This is a genomic window from Microcella alkaliphila, from assembly GCF_002355395.1.
In the GTDB taxonomy this organism is placed as follows: Bacteria; Actinomycetota; Actinomycetes; order Actinomycetales; family Microbacteriaceae; genus Microcella; species Microcella alkaliphila_A.
This window is the reverse complement of the sequence record NZ_AP017315.1, coordinates 1,597,425-1,614,721: the sequence shown is the minus strand read 5'-3', so window position 1 is coordinate 1,614,721 and position 17,297 is coordinate 1,597,425. Positions and strand designations below refer to the sequence as shown.

The 17,297-nt window shown below is 67.0% G+C and carries 21 protein-coding genes; 20 read left to right on the top strand and 1 reads right to left on the bottom strand.

Annotation, left to right across the window (positions count from 1 at the left end; translation table 11 throughout):
* The first annotated feature begins 10 nt into the window (after nucleotides 1-10).
* The 20 genes from CPY97_RS07885 to CPY97_RS07790 all read left to right on the top strand — a co-directional run bounded on the left by CPY97_RS07885 (nucleotide 11) and on the right by CPY97_RS07790 (nucleotide 15,957).
* Entirely contained in the window at nucleotides 11-1,942 is a 1,932-nt protein-coding gene (locus CPY97_RS07885; protein ID WP_096421667.1) for a phage portal protein, read from the top strand.
* Between the two features lie 8 nt (nucleotides 1,943-1,950).
* A complete protein-coding gene (locus tag CPY97_RS07880) occupies nucleotides 1,951-2,757 on the top strand; it encodes an HK97 family phage prohead protease (RefSeq protein WP_161494099.1) in 807 nt (268 codons plus the stop codon).
* 17 nt (nucleotides 2,758-2,774) lie between these two features.
* Complete coding sequence (locus tag CPY97_RS07875; protein WP_096421664.1) at nucleotides 2,775-4,088, top strand: phage major capsid protein; 1,314 nt, start codon at nucleotides 2,775-2,777, stop codon at nucleotides 4,086-4,088.
* A 118-nt stretch (nucleotides 4,089-4,206) separates the two neighbouring features.
* Nucleotides 4,207-4,404 (top strand): hypothetical protein, encoded by a 198-nt coding sequence (locus CPY97_RS07870; protein ID WP_150129228.1) that lies wholly within the window; start codon nucleotides 4,207-4,209, stop codon nucleotides 4,402-4,404.
* Nucleotides 4,405-4,420: 16 nt separating this feature from the next.
* Nucleotides 4,421-4,966, top strand: a complete 546-nt coding sequence (locus CPY97_RS07865; RefSeq protein WP_096421660.1) for a hypothetical protein — start codon at nucleotides 4,421-4,423, stop codon at nucleotides 4,964-4,966.
* A complete protein-coding gene (locus CPY97_RS07860) occupies nucleotides 4,963-5,298 on the top strand; it encodes a hypothetical protein (RefSeq protein WP_096421658.1) in 336 nt (111 codons plus the stop codon). The genes CPY97_RS07865 and CPY97_RS07860 overlap by 4 nt, the downstream gene beginning before the upstream one ends.
* Complete coding sequence (locus tag CPY97_RS07855; RefSeq protein WP_096421656.1) at nucleotides 5,298-5,570, top strand: hypothetical protein; 273 nt, start codon at nucleotides 5,298-5,300, stop codon at nucleotides 5,568-5,570. Before CPY97_RS07860 ends, CPY97_RS07855 begins: the two co-directional genes overlap by 1 nt.
* Nucleotides 5,563-5,988: a hypothetical protein gene (locus CPY97_RS07850; RefSeq protein ID WP_096421654.1), complete on the top strand. Its 426-nt coding sequence runs from the start codon at nucleotides 5,563-5,565 to the stop codon at nucleotides 5,986-5,988. Before CPY97_RS07855 ends, CPY97_RS07850 begins: the two co-directional genes overlap by 8 nt.
* A 61-nt stretch (nucleotides 5,989-6,049) precedes the next feature.
* Nucleotides 6,050-6,649, top strand: coding sequence for a hypothetical protein (locus CPY97_RS07845; RefSeq protein WP_096421652.1), 600 nt, complete (start codon nucleotides 6,050-6,052; stop codon nucleotides 6,647-6,649).
* Nucleotides 6,650-6,736: 87 nt separating this feature from the next.
* Entirely contained in the window at nucleotides 6,737-7,051 is a 315-nt protein-coding gene (locus CPY97_RS07840) for a hypothetical protein (RefSeq protein ID WP_096421650.1), read from the top strand.
* Between the two features lie 119 nt (nucleotides 7,052-7,170).
* Nucleotides 7,171-7,413, top strand: coding sequence for a hypothetical protein (locus CPY97_RS07835; protein ID WP_150129227.1), 243 nt, complete (start codon nucleotides 7,171-7,173; stop codon nucleotides 7,411-7,413).
* 6 nt (nucleotides 7,414-7,419) lie between these two features.
* Nucleotides 7,420-9,432 carry a phage tail tape measure protein gene (locus tag CPY97_RS07830; RefSeq protein ID WP_096421646.1) on the top strand — a complete coding sequence of 671 codons (2,013 nt, stop codon included), beginning with the start codon at nucleotides 7,420-7,422 and terminating at the stop codon, nucleotides 9,430-9,432.
* A complete protein-coding gene (locus tag CPY97_RS07825; protein ID WP_096421644.1) occupies nucleotides 9,426-10,280 on the top strand; it encodes a hypothetical protein in 855 nt (284 codons plus the stop codon). Before CPY97_RS07830 ends, CPY97_RS07825 begins: the two co-directional genes overlap by 7 nt.
* Entirely contained in the window at nucleotides 10,277-11,989 is a 1,713-nt protein-coding gene (locus CPY97_RS07820) for a Gp37-like protein (protein ID WP_096421642.1), read from the top strand. Before CPY97_RS07825 ends, CPY97_RS07820 begins: the two co-directional genes overlap by 4 nt.
* Before the next feature lie 285 nt (nucleotides 11,990-12,274).
* Nucleotides 12,275-12,517 carry a hypothetical protein gene (locus tag CPY97_RS07815; protein ID WP_096421640.1) on the top strand — a complete coding sequence of 81 codons (243 nt, stop codon included), beginning with the start codon at nucleotides 12,275-12,277 and terminating at the stop codon, nucleotides 12,515-12,517.
* A 65-nt stretch (nucleotides 12,518-12,582) separates the two neighbouring features.
* Nucleotides 12,583-13,905, top strand: coding sequence for a hypothetical protein (locus CPY97_RS07810; protein ID WP_096421638.1), 1,323 nt, complete (start codon nucleotides 12,583-12,585; stop codon nucleotides 13,903-13,905).
* The gene (locus CPY97_RS07805) at nucleotides 13,905-14,723 is read left to right on the top strand and encodes a M15 family metallopeptidase (RefSeq protein WP_096421636.1); all 819 of its coding nucleotides are present in this window, start codon (nucleotides 13,905-13,907) and stop codon (nucleotides 14,721-14,723) included. The genes CPY97_RS07810 and CPY97_RS07805 overlap by 1 nt, the downstream gene beginning before the upstream one ends.
* A 7-nt stretch (nucleotides 14,724-14,730) precedes the next feature.
* Entirely contained in the window at nucleotides 14,731-15,222 is a 492-nt protein-coding gene (locus CPY97_RS07800) for a hypothetical protein (RefSeq protein ID WP_096421634.1), read from the top strand.
* 13 nt (nucleotides 15,223-15,235) lie between these two features.
* Nucleotides 15,236-15,607 carry a hypothetical protein gene (locus CPY97_RS07795; protein ID WP_096421632.1) on the top strand — a complete coding sequence of 124 codons (372 nt, stop codon included), beginning with the start codon at nucleotides 15,236-15,238 and terminating at the stop codon, nucleotides 15,605-15,607.
* The gene (locus tag CPY97_RS07790) at nucleotides 15,604-15,957 is read left to right on the top strand and encodes a hypothetical protein (RefSeq protein WP_197702215.1); all 354 of its coding nucleotides are present in this window, start codon (nucleotides 15,604-15,606) and stop codon (nucleotides 15,955-15,957) included. The genes CPY97_RS07795 and CPY97_RS07790 overlap by 4 nt, the downstream gene beginning before the upstream one ends.
* Nucleotides 15,958-16,280: 323 nt before the next feature.
* Here CPY97_RS07790 and CPY97_RS07785 read toward each other — a convergent pair whose 3' ends face one another.
* Nucleotides 16,281-17,144, bottom strand: a complete 864-nt coding sequence (locus CPY97_RS07785) for a tyrosine-type recombinase/integrase (protein ID WP_161494098.1) — start codon at nucleotides 17,142-17,144, stop codon at nucleotides 16,281-16,283.
* Nucleotides 17,145-17,297 lie beyond the last annotated feature (153 nt).

Here is a 17,297-nt window from a genome sequence, read left to right as displayed (position 1 = left end):
AGGGGCACCGATGGCCTTCGCTGTCAGCGCCGGATCTCTCCAGGCCATCCAGAAGCCGACCGCCCGCGCGCCATACTCCCTCCGGCTCAGCGACGACCTCTCCGAGGACTACGCCGCGATCTACCGCAGCCAGGACGCCGTGCGCACCGTCGTCGACTTCCTCGCCCGCAACATCGCACAGCTCGGCCTCCACAGCTACCGGCGCCTCTCTGACACCGACCGCGAGCGGCTCACCGACCACCCGCTGCCGCAGCTGCTCAGCCGACCCAACTCCCGCACCACGACGTTCCGCCTGATGCGGTCCCTCGTCGCCGACCGCGGCATCTACGACGCCGCCTACTGGCTCAAGATCCGCGAGAACGGTGCACCGGCCCTGGTCCGGCTGCCGCCAAAGATGGTCACCGCCCTCGGCGACAACTGGCTCCACCCCGCCGCGTTCGAGGTCAAGGGCAACCGCGGCAAGACCGTCATCCCAGCCGACCGAATCATCCACTTCCACGGCTACAGCCCAACGAGCGAAACCGACGGGGTCTCCCCGATCGAAACGCTCCGCCGCATCCTCGCCGAGGCGTACGCCGCCGGCCAGATGCGCGAGCAGGTGCTCCGCAACGGCGCCCGCCACTCCGGATACATCACGCGGCCGCAGAACTCCGAATGGTCGGACGCGGCGGCGCGACGTTTCAAGGAGGGCTGGCGCGCCCAGTACCAGGGGCAGAGCGCGACCGAGGCGGGCGGCACTCCCGTGCTCGAGGACGGCATGCAGTTCGTGCCGGCCTCGCAGACCGCGGCTGACCTGCAGTACGTCGAGGCGCGGAAGCTCACCCGCGAGGAGGTCGCGGCCGCATACCACATCCCTCCGCCCATGGTCGGCCTGCTCGACAAGGCCACGTTCTCGAACATCGAAGAGCAGCACAAGATGCTCTACCAGGACACCCTCGGCCCGATGCTCGAGGAGATCCAGCAAGAGCTCGAGCTGCAGTTGCTGCCCGAGTTCGACGACGTCGACGGCGTGTACATCGAGTTCAACCTCGCCGAGAAGCTGCGCGGCTCCTTCGAGGAGCAGGCGGCGCAGCTGCAGACCTCGGTCGGCGCGCCGTACATGACCCGTAACGAGGCGCGTGCACGCGCAAACCTCCCCGCGGTCGCCGGCGGCGACGAGCTCGTCACCCCGCTGAACGTCCTCATCGGCGGTCAAGCGTCACCCACCGACAGTGCGCCGGATGGTCAGCTGTCGTGGCGGATCCCCGGATCCAAGGCGCTCGGCCCGGTGAGGGTGAAGGCGCGACCGCAGCAGTCGCACGTCGCGCAGATGCAGCGCAAGCTATCGGACTTCTTCGCCCGGCAAGAGCAAGAAGTCCGATCGCAGCTCGGCGCCAAATCGTCCGCACCGTGGTGGGACGAAGAGCGGTGGGAGAACGAGCTCGCTGCAGACCTATACGCCCTGTCAGCGATGATGACGGTCGCCGTCGCACGGCGCACAGCAGCATCGATCGGGCTCGACCCCGATGACTACGACGTCGACCGCACGCTCGCCTACCAGGCGACCGTCGCACGGTCGAACGCACGCAGCATCAACGCAGTCACCCGCATCCAGCTCGAAACGGCGCTCGACGAAGCCGAAGAGCCGCTCGAGCAGGCCGCGCAGGTCTTCGAGGTTGCGAAGACAGCACGAGCGCAGCAGGCCGGCACCACCATCGCGACCGCGCTTGCCGGCTGGGCCACGGTCGAAGCCGTCGAGCAGCTGCGCGGCACGCGCGGCGCGGTCAAGACGTGGGTCACCACCTCCAGCAACCCCCGCTCGAGTCACGCCGCCATGAACGGCGAGACGGTTCCTCTCGATTCCACCTTCAGCAACGGCGCCCGATGGCCGGGCGATTCCGCCGCACTCGACGTCGAAGACATCGCCGGCTGCGAGTGCGACGTCGTCATCACCCTCGAGTAGGAGCTCGCATGTTCACGAAGTCCTTCACCGCCCGCGTCAAGTCGATCGAGGAGAGCACCGAGCTCGACGACGGCATCTTCGAAGCGATCGTCGCCGTGTTCGGGAACGTCGACAGCTACGGTGACCGGATCCTGCCCGGCGCCTTCAAGGACACCCTCGACGAGTGGCAGGCGTCGGGCAACCCGGTGCCGATCTACTGGTCCCACCGGATGGACGACCCCGACTACAACATCGGGCACGCCCTCGAGCTAAAAGAGCTCGAGCCCGGCAACGACCTACTTCCGCCCGACCTGAAGGATCTCGGCGGCCTGTGGGTGCGCGGCCAGCTCGACCTCGAGGGCTCAAAGGCCCGACAGGTGCACCGGCTTATGAAGGGCCGCCGCGTCACCCAGTTCTCCTTCGCGTACGACCTCATCGACTACGCGATCGTCAAGACCGAGGAGGACGACGGGCAGGTCTGGGAGCTGCGAAAGCTGAAGCTCTACGAGGTCGGCCCGACCCCCATCGGCGCCAACCAGGAAACCGAACTCCTCGCGGTGAAGCACGCCGGCCACGTCGCCGCGCGCATCGCCGGCGAGGTCAAGTCTGGCCGGGTCCTCTCGGCCAAGAACGAGGGCGAACTGCGCGACGCGCGCGACGCGATCGACCGCGTCCTGCAGACCCTCGACACCGACGACGACAGCAAGGCCAGCGGTAGCGAGCCGGTCAAGGCCGAGGAGTCCCACGGGGCCAAGGCCGAGGAACCCACTCGCGGACCGTCCGCTCTGGCGCGTCTGCAGATCGATCTGGCAACCGCCGAGATCGACCACATCTAGTCCGAAAGGAGTCCTCAATGGGCGCCAAGGAAAGAATGCAGGCTGCTCTGAAGGCGGCCCGCGACATCGCGGTCAAGGCTGAGAACGAAGGCCGCGACCTCACCGCTGACGAGACCCTCGAGGCGCAGAAGCACCTCAAGGAGTACGAGGCGGCCAAGAAGGAGTTCGAGGCCGGCAAGGCGAGCGACGAGGTCATCGCGTCACTCAAGTCCATCGGCTTCGAGCTCGGCCTCGAGATGAACGACCCCGCCGCCCGCCAGAAGGCCGGCGAGTTCGTGCGTCCCACCCGCGGCAAGAGCCTCGGCCAGCTGTTCGTCGACTCCGAGCAGTACAAGTCGATGCTGAAGGGCGTCGCCACCAACGACGGCCGCATCAACGAAAAGAGCCGCGTCCAGTCGTCCCCGTTCGGCGTCAAGGCGCTCGTCACGGGCGGCTCGGACACCTCGGGTGGCGCCTGGGTCCGCACGGACTACCAGGATGACTACGAGGCGCTCGGCCGTCGCGAGCTCACGCTGCGCGACCTGATCTCGGTCCGCCAGACCGAGTCGGACACGGTCGAGTACGTCCGCCAGACCACGCAGCTCACCGCTGCCGCCCCGGTTGCCGAGGCCACCACCGCCGCGGCACCGACGGCACCGGAAACGGGCGGCGGCGCGCTCATCAACGCCACCGGCGGCGGCTACAAGCCCGAGGGCACGATCGCGTTCGAGAAGGTCACCGAGACCGTCAAGACGATCGCCGAGTGGGTGCCCGCCACCAAGCGCGCCCTCTCCGACGCCGCACAGCTGCGCGGCCTCATCGACGATGAGCTCCGCGCCGACCTGGCGGAGGAGGAAGAGACGCAGATCCTCAACGGCGACGGCTCCGGCGAGAACCTGCGCGGCATCCTCCAGACGTCCGGCATCCAGACGCAGAGCTGGTCGACGGACCTTTTTCAGACGATCCGCAAGGCGAAGACGAAGGTCCGCACCGTCGGCCGCGTCGTCCCCAACGGCATCCTCCTCAACCCGGAGGACGCCGAGCGGCTCGACCTCGCCATCCCCACAAGCGGCAACGGCCAGTTCTACGGGCCCGGCCCGTTCGCCGCGGCCGGCATCCGCACCGTGTGGGGCATGCCGATCGTCGAGTCGGAGGCGATCGCTGCCGGCACCGGCCTCGTCGGCGACTTCACGAAGGCGGTCCTGTGGGATCGCGAGGAGGCGTCGATCAGCGTCACCGACTCGCACGCGGACTTCTTCATCCGCAACCTCGTCGCCATCCTCGGTGAGGAGCGCGTCGCGTTCGGCGTCACCCGGCCGAAGGCGTTCGTGTCGGTCACCCTCACCTCCTAACCGAACGGGGACCACCGTGCCTGCCTGCCGGATCTGCAAAGCGCCACACGCGAGCTGCGGGCCCGAGAGCACGGTGGTCCCCGTCGACCTCCGGGTCGACGAGAGAAAGGAGACCGCGATGAGCGATCTCAAGCCGTACGAGGTTGAGATCCCCGGGCGCGGCGCCCCGCGCCGCACCACGCTCCTGCTGTCCGACGAGGACGCGAAGAAGCAGGGACTTCTCGGCAAGCACGTGACCAAGAAGGCGCGACAGCCGCAGAACAAGGCCGCCAAGCCGGCCAGCAACAAGTCGGCGGCGCCCGCCGCCGACAAGTAGGGGAGAGGGGGCGGGGATGCCCGAGCAGACACCGGAAGCGTTCGCCACTGCCGAGCAGATGGAGGCCCGCACCGAAGGAGCCATCCCCGCCACCCGCCCCCACCTGAACGACGCGCTCCTCGCCGTCACCCGGCGAATCCAGCGGCACTGCCGCTGGCACATCGCCCCACAGCGCGAGCAGACCCTCGTCCTGCCGGCACGCCGCGGCAGCACCCTGTGGCTGCCGACAGCGCACCTCGTCGACGTCGTCGAACTCTCCACCGGCGGCCACCCCATCGACGTGTCGCAACTCGACTGGTCCGAGGACGGCGAGCTCGGCTACACCGGCTGGATTACCGGCCGCCGCTCCGTCACGGCCAAGATTGTGCACGGCTACGAGAGCGTCCCCGAGGACCTCACCGAGCTCTGCCTCCAGGTCGCCGCCCGCGCCCTCGGATCCCCGCTCGGCATCCTCCGAGAGCAGGCAGGTGCGGTCGCCGTGACCTACTCTGCAGCTGGCACCGTCCTTCTCGCTGACGAGCTCGCACAGCTCGCCGACTACCGACTCGGCAGGCTCCCATGAGCGCCATCCGCCGGCACAACATCACACGCGAGCGTCCCGCCCGCGTCGACGACGGGCGCGGCAACAAGAAAGACGACTGGTCGAACCCCCAAATCGCTGACTACGAAGGCTGGGCGATCGACGCCGGCGGGACCGCAGAGGACCTCGCCAACCGCGAAGGCACTCGAGTCGACTACGTCATCCGCGGCCCCGTGTCGGCCGACATCCGCGCACGCGACCGCATCACCCTCCGCGGCGAGAAGTACCGCGTTGAGGGCAGGCCAGTGGTGCAGCCCGGCGTGACAGATGCCACCACACACCAGATCGTCCGACTGAGCGCTTGGGAGGGCTGATGAGCAAGCAGACCCGAATCAGCCTGAACTCCGATGGGATCCGTCAGCTGCTGCAGTCGGCACCCCTGCAGGCCGACATGGAGCGCCGGACCCGGGCAATTGCCGCAGCCGCCGGCGGAGAGCCCGACTTTGAGGCCCGCGTCGAGGTGAAGGGCGGCTCCAGCCGTCTCGGCCGCGTGATGGGCTACGTCGCCACGGCGACGATGGAAGGCCGCCGCGCGGCCGCCACGGACAACGCCCTCATACGCGCGCTGGACGCCGGCCGTGGCTGAGTTGCTCGTCCCCGCCGACGTGGAGGTCGACGTCGCCGCCGAGCTCGACAGTCGCTTCGCCAGCAACCCTCACCTCGACGTCACGTGGGCCACGAGGATCCCCGGCCGAGACGATCAGCCTCGACCCGAGCGGTGGGGCCGCGTCCTGGCTGCCGGCGGATCCGGCCGAGACCTCGTCACCGACCGCTTCACGGTCACCATCGAGGGCTGGAGCACCACGGAGAGCGAAGCCGAGCGGATCTGCGCATACGGAGTCGCATACCTCCAACAGGCCGCCCGCGAGAAGCAGATCGGCGCGACCGCATGCTACGGGCTCGCCGTGTTCGGCCTTCCCGCCAACCTGCCCTTCCCGGGCATCCCGGACCGCTACCGGTTCACCGCAACCGTCTCGATCGACCTCCGACGGTCGACGAGCTGAGTTCCCACCCACCGCAGCGTCGAAAGCCGGCGCCGCTCCGTCATGCCTCTGGAGGGCGAACATGGCAGTCAACAGCAAGAACGTCTTCGTCGGCGCGCCCGACCAGGCGACCACAGGGGCGATCCTCACCGGCCCCGAGACCGACACCATCCCGCAGACGATCGACGACTTCAGCTTCACCGGGCTGAACGACTCGGGCTACGTCAATGAGGACGGCGTCACCATCACCCCGTCCGACTCGACCTCGTCCATCAAGGACTGGGCGGGCGCCGAGATCCGCCGCATCCTCACCGAGTTCACCGGCGAGATCTCGTGGACCCACCTCGAGCTCAGCGCCGAAGCCGCCCGCAACTACTTCGGCGAGGAGCAGGTGCAGGTCACCGCCGCGACCGAATTGCACGGCACGCAAATGCGCGGCAGCCTCGGCAAGAACTACCTGCCGAACAAGGCCTGGTACTTCAAGGTCAAGGACGGCGACCGCCGCGTCGTCGTCTTCGTCCCGCACGGTCAGGTCGTCTCCCGTGGCGATATCCCGCTCGTGCAGAGCGGCCCCATCACCCTCCCCGTCACCCTCGCCACCTACCCGGACGCCCACGGGCAGAACATCTACCTCTACACGGACGACGGCATCTTCTCCGCGCCCGCACCGGAAGGCCCCTAGGGCGACTAACCCGACCACCGGGCGGGGCGACGGGAACCCGCCCCGCCCGGTGCCACACCGGTTCCCATCACCGAAGAAAGGTTCCCCATGGCTCCGTTCGCCGTGCCTGAGTCGAAGCGCTCGATCCGTCAGAACCAGTACGAGTTCACCCTCCCCGGCGGGAAGAAGGTCTACCGCATCCCCAAGGCGAAGTTCCTTCCCGTCGGGATCATCGAGAAGTTTGACGGCGGTCAGAAGAACCTCAGCATCGCCGACGTGCTCGCCATGTTCGAAGGCGGCGACAAGGCCGCACTTGACGCGATTCGAACACTCGACTCCGAGCAGCTGCAAGCACTCACCAAGGACTGGCAGGCGGACTCCGGGTTGACCGTGGGGGAATCCGAGGCCTCCACCGACTCCTAAGCGAGCACGGGGAGGCCATCGAGTACGACCTACTCGAACGCGGCTACCACCTCGACGATCTGGGCACCGAGCGGCTGTCCTGGCGGGACCTTTACGTGCTCGTCCGACGGTGGCAGACGATGCCCGAGACCGCGCTCGCGCACGCGGTGTACGGCGAACGATGGTCCATCACTGACCAACTGCTCGCCCTCATCTTCGACGTCCTGCAGCTCGGCAACTGGCAGCGCGCCAGGAAGCGCACAGCGCCAAAGCCTAAGCCGCTTGTGCGGCCCTGGCAGCGGAAGAAGACCACGTCACTTGGGCGTGACGCGATCCCGATCTCCCAGTTCGACGACTGGTGGGAGTCCAAGAAGCGGAAGTAGGCGAGCATGTCGACCGGTGCCGAACTCGCAACCGCATGGGTCCGCCTGACCTACTCTTCCGACGGCATCACCGACCAGGTGACGAAGGACATGCTCCCCATCGTCGGGGTCGCCGGCAAGCAGGGCACTCTCGCCGGTAACCGGCTTTCCATGGGCCTCAAGGCCGGCGTCGTTGCCGCGGCCGCCGGCGTCGTCGCAGGGTTCGCCGGCCTCTACAAGGTCGGCGAGACTATGGCGGATCTCAAGAACACGATCCGCGCCGGCACCGGAGCATCCGGGGAGGCGCTGCAGGGCCTCGTCGACAACGCGAAAAACGTCGCGCAGAACGTGCCGACGAGCTTCGAGGCCGCATCGCAGACCGTCGCTGACCTGAACACTCGCCTCGGCTTGTCCGGCGAGACGATGGAGACGGTCGCCGCTCAGTACCTCGAGGCTGGCCGCATCCTCAAGCAGGACGTCGACATCAACACGACGTCCGCCGCGTTCCGCGCATTCGGGATCGAGGGCGAGCAGATCGTCGGCGGCATGGACGCCCTCTTCCGAGCCTCGCAGGCGACCGGCGTGAGCATGAACGAGCTCGCATCCGGTGTGCAGAAATCGGCCCCGGCCTTGAAGGAGCTCGGCTTCAGCTTCGAAGAGTCGATCGCCCTCATGGGGACGCTCGACAAGGCTGGCCTCAACTCCGGGCAGATGGCGTCGGCTCTCACCCGCTCACTCACTAATCTCGCAAAGGAAGGTGAGGCACCAGCTGAGACCTTCCAGCGCGTCGTGGGCGAGATGGACGGATTCATCGAGTCCGGCGATCGCGCCGCCGCATACAACCTCGCTGGCGAGATCTTCGGCACCCGAGGCGCATCTCAGTTCGTCGCGGCCATCGACAGCGGCATACTCAGCCTCGACAATCTCACCGCGGCCGCCGGCGTCTCCGAAGACACCATCCTCGGAGTGGGCGAGGAAACCCTCAAGTTCGGCGACCGCTGGCAGATGGTGTCGAATCAGGCACAGGTCGCGATCGAGCCGCTCGCGACCGCGATCTTCGACGGCCTCGGCAGCGCGCTCGCCGACATCATGCCCCATCTGCAGGCGTTTGGCTCATGGCTCGGTGAAAATATCTGGGTCATTGGGGCGGTCGCCGCCGTCATCGGCGTGACCCTCGTCGCCGCGATGATCGCCTGGACCTCGGCTATCTGGGCTCAGACCGCCGCGCTGCTCGCCTCACCCATCACGTGGATCGTCCTCGCGATCGTCGCTCTGATCGCGGCGATCGTTCTCCTCGCTATGAACTGGGAGGACGTCACCGCCTGGATCTCGGACGTGTGGAACGGATTTGTCGGCTGGCTGAGCGACGGATTCAACGCCCTCGGCCGGTGGTGGGGCGACCTCTGGTCCGGCATCGCGAGCTGGGCCGAAGACGTCTGGACTGGCCTCGTCGACTGGTTCAGCGGCGCGCTGCAGTGGCTCGTCGACCTCTTCCTGAACTGGACCCTCCTCGGTCAGATCATCAAGAACTGGGACGCTATCAAGACCGCCTTCGTCGACGCGTGGCGAGGGATCGTTTCATTCTTCGACAACGCCATACAATCCTTCGTCAGCGGATGGCAATCTGCATGGACGGGCATCGGAAATTTCGTGCGCGAAACTTTCGAGAACGCCGTCGCATTCGTGAAATCGCCCCTGAACGCCATCATCTCCCTCGTGAATGGCGTCATCGGTGCCATCAACGGCCTGAAGATCGACATCCCCGACTGGGTGCCCGGACTCGGCGGCCAGACCCTCGGGTTCAACATTCCCAACCTGCCGATGCTCGCCACCGGAGGCACCATCCTCCGCAGTGGGTCCGTCATCGTCGGCGAGAAAGGACCCGAGCTGCTGACCCTCCCCGCCGGCGCTGTCGTCGACCCCGACATCGATCGGGGCGCCGGCGGGGGAGTCACCTTCATCAACAACGCGCCTCTCGGGCAGACCGTTAGTCAGGCGCTCGCGGAGTTCTCCGACCAAGCGAGAGGGGCCGAATGGTGAACGCCTCGGTTCGACTCGTCGCGCCCAGCCGGGGCACGATCGTGCTGCGATACGACGCCCTGAACTACCTCCGTATGCCCGGCGCGTCCGGGTGGGGGCTGGCGCCCGTCGTCAACCAGTTCTTCGAGGGCGCCGGGGACGGTGCGCAGCTGCGGGGGCAGCGGCGCACCATCCGATCGCTGCGACTGCCGATGGGCGTCTTCGGCTCGAGCCCGCAGCAGATCGAGAACCGGTTGCGCGCTTGGGCGCGCGTCGTGCGCGAACCGTTCCGCATCGTCGTCGACTATCCCAACGGGGACCAGTTCTCGATTCCCGCTGTCTACGACTCCGGCGGCAGCGGCGCCTACACGGACTCGCCCACAGACTGGGCCGAGATGCCCGTGACGTTCAAGTGCGAGGACCCCTTCTGGACCTCCACCGCGCTGCGCGAGTTCGTCGTCGAGCAGGCTCCACCATCGCCCGGACTGCTGCCCTGGTTGTCGCTGATGACGGTGTCCCCGTCGGGTGCGTTCGGTCAGGGTGAGCTCACGAACCCGGGCGACGTCGAGTCGCCGGCACAGTGGATCATCACCGGCCCCGCGGAGAGCGTGTCGATCGACATCGCCGGCATCGGCTTCACCCTCGGCGCGATCGCCGCCGGCGAAGTCATCCGGATCCGGAAGGAGAACCGGCACTGGAGCGTCGTCGACCAGAACGGCACCAACCGGTACGGGCTCACCAACACCACCGCCGTCTTCCCCTACGTGCCAGCCGGCACCTCGAGCATCACCATCGACGTCGTCGGCGCGACGAGTGAGACGAAGGTGGTGTGCCTCTACCCCGAGCGGAGAGAGATCGTGTACCGATGATCGTCGAAGTGCGCAACGCGGAGTTCGAGCGGGAAGGGCAAATCGACCGCGACCAGCTCGACATCATGTTCGTCGAGACCTTCCGCGACGTCGGCGCGTGGGAGCTGAAACTACCCGCAGAGCACCCGCTCCTCCCCGTGCTGCGCGGCAAAGGTTCCGGCATCATCATCCGCGACGGCAGCCAAGTGTTCTCTGGCCGCACGCGGCGCGCGATCCTGTCCACCGACCCGGCCGACCCGAAGGGCACCTGGGTCATCAGCGGCGTCGACGACGCTGTCATCCTCGCCGCGACATCCGCCCTGCCCGACCCCGCGAACGCGCCCAACGCGCAGACGCAGGACCGCGACCGTCGGAACGGTCCCGCCGAGACGATCATGAAAGAGTTCGTCCGGGCCAACGCTGGCGACCTCGCGACGCCCGAGCGCAGCTATCCCTGGCTCGACGTCGCACCCGACCTCGGCCGAGGCGACGTCTTGCCTGAGTCGGCACGCTTCCAGTCGCTGCTCGAGATCCTGCAGCGCATCGGCACCAATAGCGGCCTCGGGTTCCGCGTCGCTCAAACCGAGATCGACGGCCAGCCGATGCTCCGCTTCGATGTCTACGAACCGACCGACCGTCGCGACGAGATCAAGATGTCGATCGCGAACGAAATGATCGACAAGGCAAGCTGGGGCTACCAGGGCCCGAACGCCACCCACCTATTCGTCGGCGGCAAAGGTTCCGGCGCAGACCGCACGATCAAGGTTATCACCACCGATGCCTCGCTGCAGCAGGCTGAAGAGTGGGGCATGCGCTGGGAACTCTTTCAGGACCGCCGCGACACCGACGAGGAAGACGAGCTCGAGCAGGCCGGCCTCGAGACGCTCGCCGAGAATGGCGAAGAGACCAGCATCGATGTCGTCCCCGCAGACGCACCGTCGATGGCGTACGGCGTCGACTGGGGTCTCGGAGATCTCGTCACCGTGATCGTCGACGGCCAGCCCACCGCGGCGATCGTCACGCAGGTCGCGCGTTACGTCGGCCCCGACGGTGACTTCGTCCGCGCTCGCGTCGGAGAGCCGACCGGGTTCAACTTCACAGCCCGAATGGCGCGCAAGGTGGAGCAGCAAGACAAGCGGATCCGGCAGCTCGAGCTCAGCGCGGCCGCCGTCGCCGCAGCAACGACCATCCCCGTGGGTGCCCACCTGCCCGGCGAATGGTCCACGAGCGCCGTACCCGCCGGCTTCCTGCTCCCCGATGGCACCGTCTACAACATTGCCGACTACCCGGCGCTCGCCGCGCACTACGCAAACGTCTACGGCATCCCGAACTTCCACGGTGGGAACGGTCTGACGACGTTCGCTGTGCCGGACACTCGGGAACGGGTGTACGTGAATCAGGGCGGTTCAGACATATTTGCGGCTATCGGCGCGAAAACGGGTGCCAAGACGCATTCGCTGACCGAGTCGGAGATGCCGGCGCACGCGCACAACGTCACGGGCACACTAAGTCTGGTTGTCACTGCGCAGCCGTCTTCTGCCACCGCAGGACCAAGCAACAATGGCTTGTCGGCTGTGATGGGCGGCACCGGTGGACGCTTTACTCACCAGGTCGCCGCCTTCGACTCAAGCGGCCCCTCGAATCTGGTTGCGCAGAATCAAGGCAACGGCGCGGCGCACAACAATGTGCAGCCGTCGTTTGTCTGCCGCTATGTCATCCGCGCTGCTTAGGCGGCCCGGATCACGTACCGGCACACGAAGCTCGGCTGGACGATGCTGTGCGGCTGCCCGCCTCCAGCAAAGCCAGTCCTGACCGGGTTCGTCGCTGTCCCGGGGCGCAGGATCGCCATGTTGGAGCCTGATTGACCCTGCACCTCCCATCGAAGCTGTACAGCGTCGACGAATATCCCTTCGTGGCGGTGCGACGGCAGTTGACCTTCAGTCAGCGTGTGCGTCTTCGCGCCGGTTTTCGTGCCGATAGCCGCAATTCTGTTCGATCGAATATCAGGAGCCCCAGTGATTGCCAGCAGCAACAGTGTCCCGGCCGGTGCGATCGAGCGTGAACACCACGTCATCGAGATTCCGCAGACGACGTACCGGCACACCGAGTTCACCGATGGTGAGCTGTCTGCCCGAATCGACGGCGGTGACTTGCTCGTGCGCGTGTCGACGATCGACGGCGACATGACGTTGCGCATCCCGATGCAGCACCTCACGGCGATTTGCGACCTCATCGCGTACGTGCGCGACGACCAGTAGCCGCAAGCCGACCACCCACCTCTGAGCCCCGCCACGCGCGGGGCTTCTGCATCTAAGGAGTACCGATGGGGATCACGAACTGGCCAACGCCGCCCGACTTCGACGAGAACGGCCAGCCGGTCCCGGGAACGGGCCAGACGACCGCCGAGCAGTACGGGCAGCTGTTCTCGTACATCATCGACGGCGTCGCCGGCACGCCTCTCGACAACGCTCTGCGAGTCACGGGCGACGTCGGCGGCATGTTCGTCCGCGTGAACATCGACAGCGGAGATCCCGCCTTCGGCGCGATCCGCGGGCAGGCGTTCGTCGTCGACGCGCAGGAACAACTCGCCATCACCGCCACGTCCGGCACGCTGCGGTTCGACCTCGTCGTCGCCCGCCACACTCTATCGACACGCGCGGTCACGCTCGAGGTCGTCGAAGGCGTCCCGGGCGCGGGCGAGGCCCCCACGCCGCAGTCTGGTGGCGGCATCTACGAGATCCCACTTGGCATCGTCCGCGTCGCCGGCTCAGCCGTGACGATCAACCCGGCCGACGTCACCGACGTGCGCCGCTTTATCGGCCGGCAGGTCGGGATCTGGGGCAACTCGAACCGTCCCGCCGGCGCGGTCGGCGTGTTCGGCTTCAACACCGAGAGCGGAGTCTGGGAAGGCTGGAACGGGACCACCTACGGTCCCCTCACGCCGGAGCTCACGTGGGCTGCGATCACTGGCAAGCCGTCGACGTTCCCGCCGGCAGCTCACACGCACCCGTGGGACTCGATCACGAGCCGACCGTCGACGTTCCCGCCGGCAGCTCACACGCACCCGTGGGACTCGATCACGAGCCGACCGTCGACGTTCCCGCCGGCAGCTCACACGCACGCCGCCGGCAACATCACCTCAGGCACCTTCGCGAAGGCTCGCATCCCGTTCCTCAACCTCGGCGACGACGTCGGCGGCGGCACCGTCAGCGGCAGCATCGGCGCGACCGGCAACGGCATCTTCAACGGCGCCTACAACAACGACCTCGGCGCGGTCACCCGCCGCGCCGTCTGGATGTCGACGAACGGCGCCCTCGGCTACTCCTCCTCCTCGAAGCGTTACAAGAAGGCCATCCGCCGCGCAGAAACCGACCCGCAGGCGATCCTCTCGCTCGAGGCCAAGTACTACGAGACGCGCAGCACGAAGTGGAAGGACGAGCAGGACCACCCGCCCACCTACATCGGCTTGATCGCCGAGGACCTCCACGACGCAGGCCTGTGGGAGTTCATCTGGTACGACGACAAGGGTCGCCCCGACGGCATCCACTACGAGCTGCTCGGCATCGCCGCGATCATCGCCGCCCGCGCCCTCAACGACCGCCTCACCGCCCTTGAACAGCGGCTGGCGGCGCTTGAGGAGCGCTGATGAGTCTCGCCTGGGGCGGCCACCAAAACGGCCGCATCCCCACGAGCGCGCTCACCCCCATCGGCCGGGGCGCACTGCCGGGCGGCATCCAGTTCGGCAAAGAGCAGTACGCGCACCCCGCGGCCGCCGCCGCATGGTTCCGCCTTCGCGACGCCGTACAGACCCGCACTGGCGTGCGCATGGGCGTCGCCGAGGGATACCGAGACCTCGCTCTCCAGCAGCACTACTGGAACACCCTCCCGTTCCCGATGGCCGCCACCCCCGGCACCTCCAACCACGGCTGGGGTCGCGCGATCGACATGTACGGCTACACCGCGGCCGCGCTTCGCGCCGTCCGCGACCTCGGCCCGGGTCTGGGCTGGTCGCTCGCGACCGGCGACCGGGTTGGTGAGCCGTGGCACATCGAGTACGTCGGATCTCTGACGGTCACCACCACCACGAGTCCTGAGGAGGACGACATGCCGAAGCTCATCCGCCGCGTGGGCGAATCCACGCTCGAGTGGTCCCTTTTCGACCCGTCACTGCGCGGCCCCTCCGACCTCGAGCGCGGCTACATCGTCATCACGAACCAGAACACGGCCCGTGACCTCGCCCGCCTCTATTACCCTGGCGGCTTCGGGGATGAGCAGAAGGAGCCGCGCAGCGTCTACGTCGAGATGCAGAAGTCGGCACGCATCGTCCACCAGGCATACCAGCGCGGCCTGCCGGCGGCGACGACGTCGTCAGGTGGATTCACCGACTCTGACCGCAGCACGCTCAACACGGTCCGCGCTGTGGTTGAGGCGATCCGCGACGCCTTCGGCCGCGTATTCCGGTGACCGGCCGATGGTCGTAACAGATCCCCGGATCAACGACAGCCGCCGCATCAAAGAGGCGATGATCCGCGTGATCGACATCATCACCTATGCGGCGGTACTCGCCGGCGGGTTCTTCGCCGTGAAGTTCACCCCCGACTCGGTCCTTGCGCTCCTCGAAGGGTGGGAGTGGGTCATCGGGCTGTGGGCGCTGCTGCTGATCATCGGCGGGCTTCTCGGCTTCATTGGCCGCCTCACGCGAGTGTGGGCGATCGAAGTGCCCGGGACGGGCGCAGGTATCGCAGGCGCGCTGATCTACGCCGTCGTGCTGGCGAACATAGCCTTCATGACACCGACCGCCCTGGTCGCAGAAGCCCTCGTCGTCATCGCAACGCTCACCCTGTTGCGTCGCTACATCGAGCTGCAGATCTTCACCACCGAACCCGGAGAGAAGTCATTCACTGACCGCCTCGCTGCCGCCCTAAAGCGGCGCACCACCGACACAGTCGGACGACACCGCTGAGGGGACAGGAAGCGTGGAATGGGAGAACGTCAGCCCAGTAGCCCTGATCGTCGCAGCCATCGGAGCTGGCGGACTCGGAGTGTTCTTCCGAGACCTCGTCGACGTCTTCTTGAAGCTCCGCGACGGCCTCTCCGCCCGTGAGAAGAACCGCAAGATCGACATCGTTCAGCAGCGTGATCAGGCGCTGAAGCGTGAGCAGATCGCCTGGCAGGAACGCGACGTCGAGGCCGCTAAACGTCGACGCATGGAAGAGCACGCGTCCGAGCTCCGCCGGCAACTGATCGAAGCCGGCATCACCCCACCCGACTATCCCGTCATCGAAAAGACCATGCCCGCCTCCGAAGTGCGGCGCATCATCAAGGAATCAGAGGAGAACGACTCATGACCACCACCACGCCCACGCAGGTCGCCAGGCCCTGGCGCGCCACACTCCGCACCGCAGCACAGACGTTCCTGGCTGTGCTGCTCGCTCTCGTCGCGATCGCGCCTGTCGTCCAGGAGTTCGTCGCGGAGGTCGCACCCGGCTCGCCCGTGCTCGGCTTCATCGCCGCCGCGTCGGGAGTGATCGCCGCGCTGGCCGCCGCCATCACCCGCATCATGGCACTCGAGAAGGTGAACGACCTCCTGACGCGAGTCGGCCTGGGCGCTGCGCCGAAAGATGCCGGCACATACTCGCCGGGCGTAAGCATCTCCGACGTGCCGGACCAGGACACCCACCGCCGCCTGCAGCAGTGACCCGCCCTGACCCTGACGACGAGTACGTCGTCCCCGAAGACCCCATGGACGCGCTGCACTGCGAAGCCTGCCAGTAACGCTGTTGCTGATTGCCCCCGGGCATCCCGTTGACCTTCACAGGTCCGGGATGCTCGGGGGCTCTTCTGCGTTGCTACTGGACCGTGTCGCCAACGGTGATGCAAGGGGTCTTTTGTCGTTGGCGGGCGGTAGGATGAGCGCATAACTCCTCACCGTCCTCCGGGACTGGTGGGGCTTGCAGCAGGCCGGTTACCGGAACGCCGCTCGCCGAAAGGCCCCGCTTTGGGTGCGGGGCCTTTCGTGCACTATGCGGCGATCTGCGATCGCCCAGACCGTTGCGGCAGGGGGACTCCCTCGAGAGCGTGGATGCCCTCACGTCTCCTGTCGGCGCTTACCTGCGTGTATATCTGAGTCGTCGCGACCGACTCGTGTCCCATCAGCTCGGCAATGACACGAATGTCAACACCTGCGTCGACAAGATCGGTACCGAAAGAGTGTCGCAGAGAGTGCGCCGTCAGTCGAGGATCGGTGATGCCCGCCCGAACTTTCGCATCTCGCACCGCATCCGTCACCGACCCTGGCCGCACATGCCCTTCGCGTCCACCTCTGGCGGGAAACCACCACCCGTCCGCCGGCATTGTGGCCGCCAGGGTACGAACGACAGGGTGCAGCGGGAACACCAGCGCCTTCGAACCCTTCGCGACGGTGCGGATCGTGCCGCTGGTGAAGTCAACATCAGCGCCGTGCGTTGCCGCGATCGACGCGACCCGGAACCCCTGAAAGTAGCCCAGCAGAATCATCGCACGCGTGCGCCGGTACGCGCCCGACCTCAGCATTAGGTCAATCTGCTCCCTGGTGAATGGGCGCGGTGTTCCTCGCGGCGCGCGCACCTTCGCGAGCCGCAGGGTGGGGTCATCGTCGCGCAGTCCTTCCTCTACGAGGTGGGCGAACACGGCCGCGAACGCGGCGCGCTCTGTTCGTCTCGTGCCAGCGCTGATGCCGTCGCGTCCTAACCGGAGCCGCAGGTCAGTGACCGTGATGTCGGGCAGTTGCTTTCCGGTGGCGCGAATGAGGCCGCGAATGATGGAGTGTCGATTGCGTATTGTGTTCGCCGCCAGCCCTTGCGCGCGTTGGACGGCGGCGAATTGCTGAAGTAGGTCACCGTCCATCAGATCAAGTGACCATCTTTCGCGGGCGCGCGCTAGAGCCCCGAACTGGGACATGACGTTACTCAGGCCGTCGAGTAGGACCGATGAAGGGGTGCTCATCACACCCGAAGCATTTCTCGGTGCACGCGCCGGAGCATCCGCCGCAGATTGTCA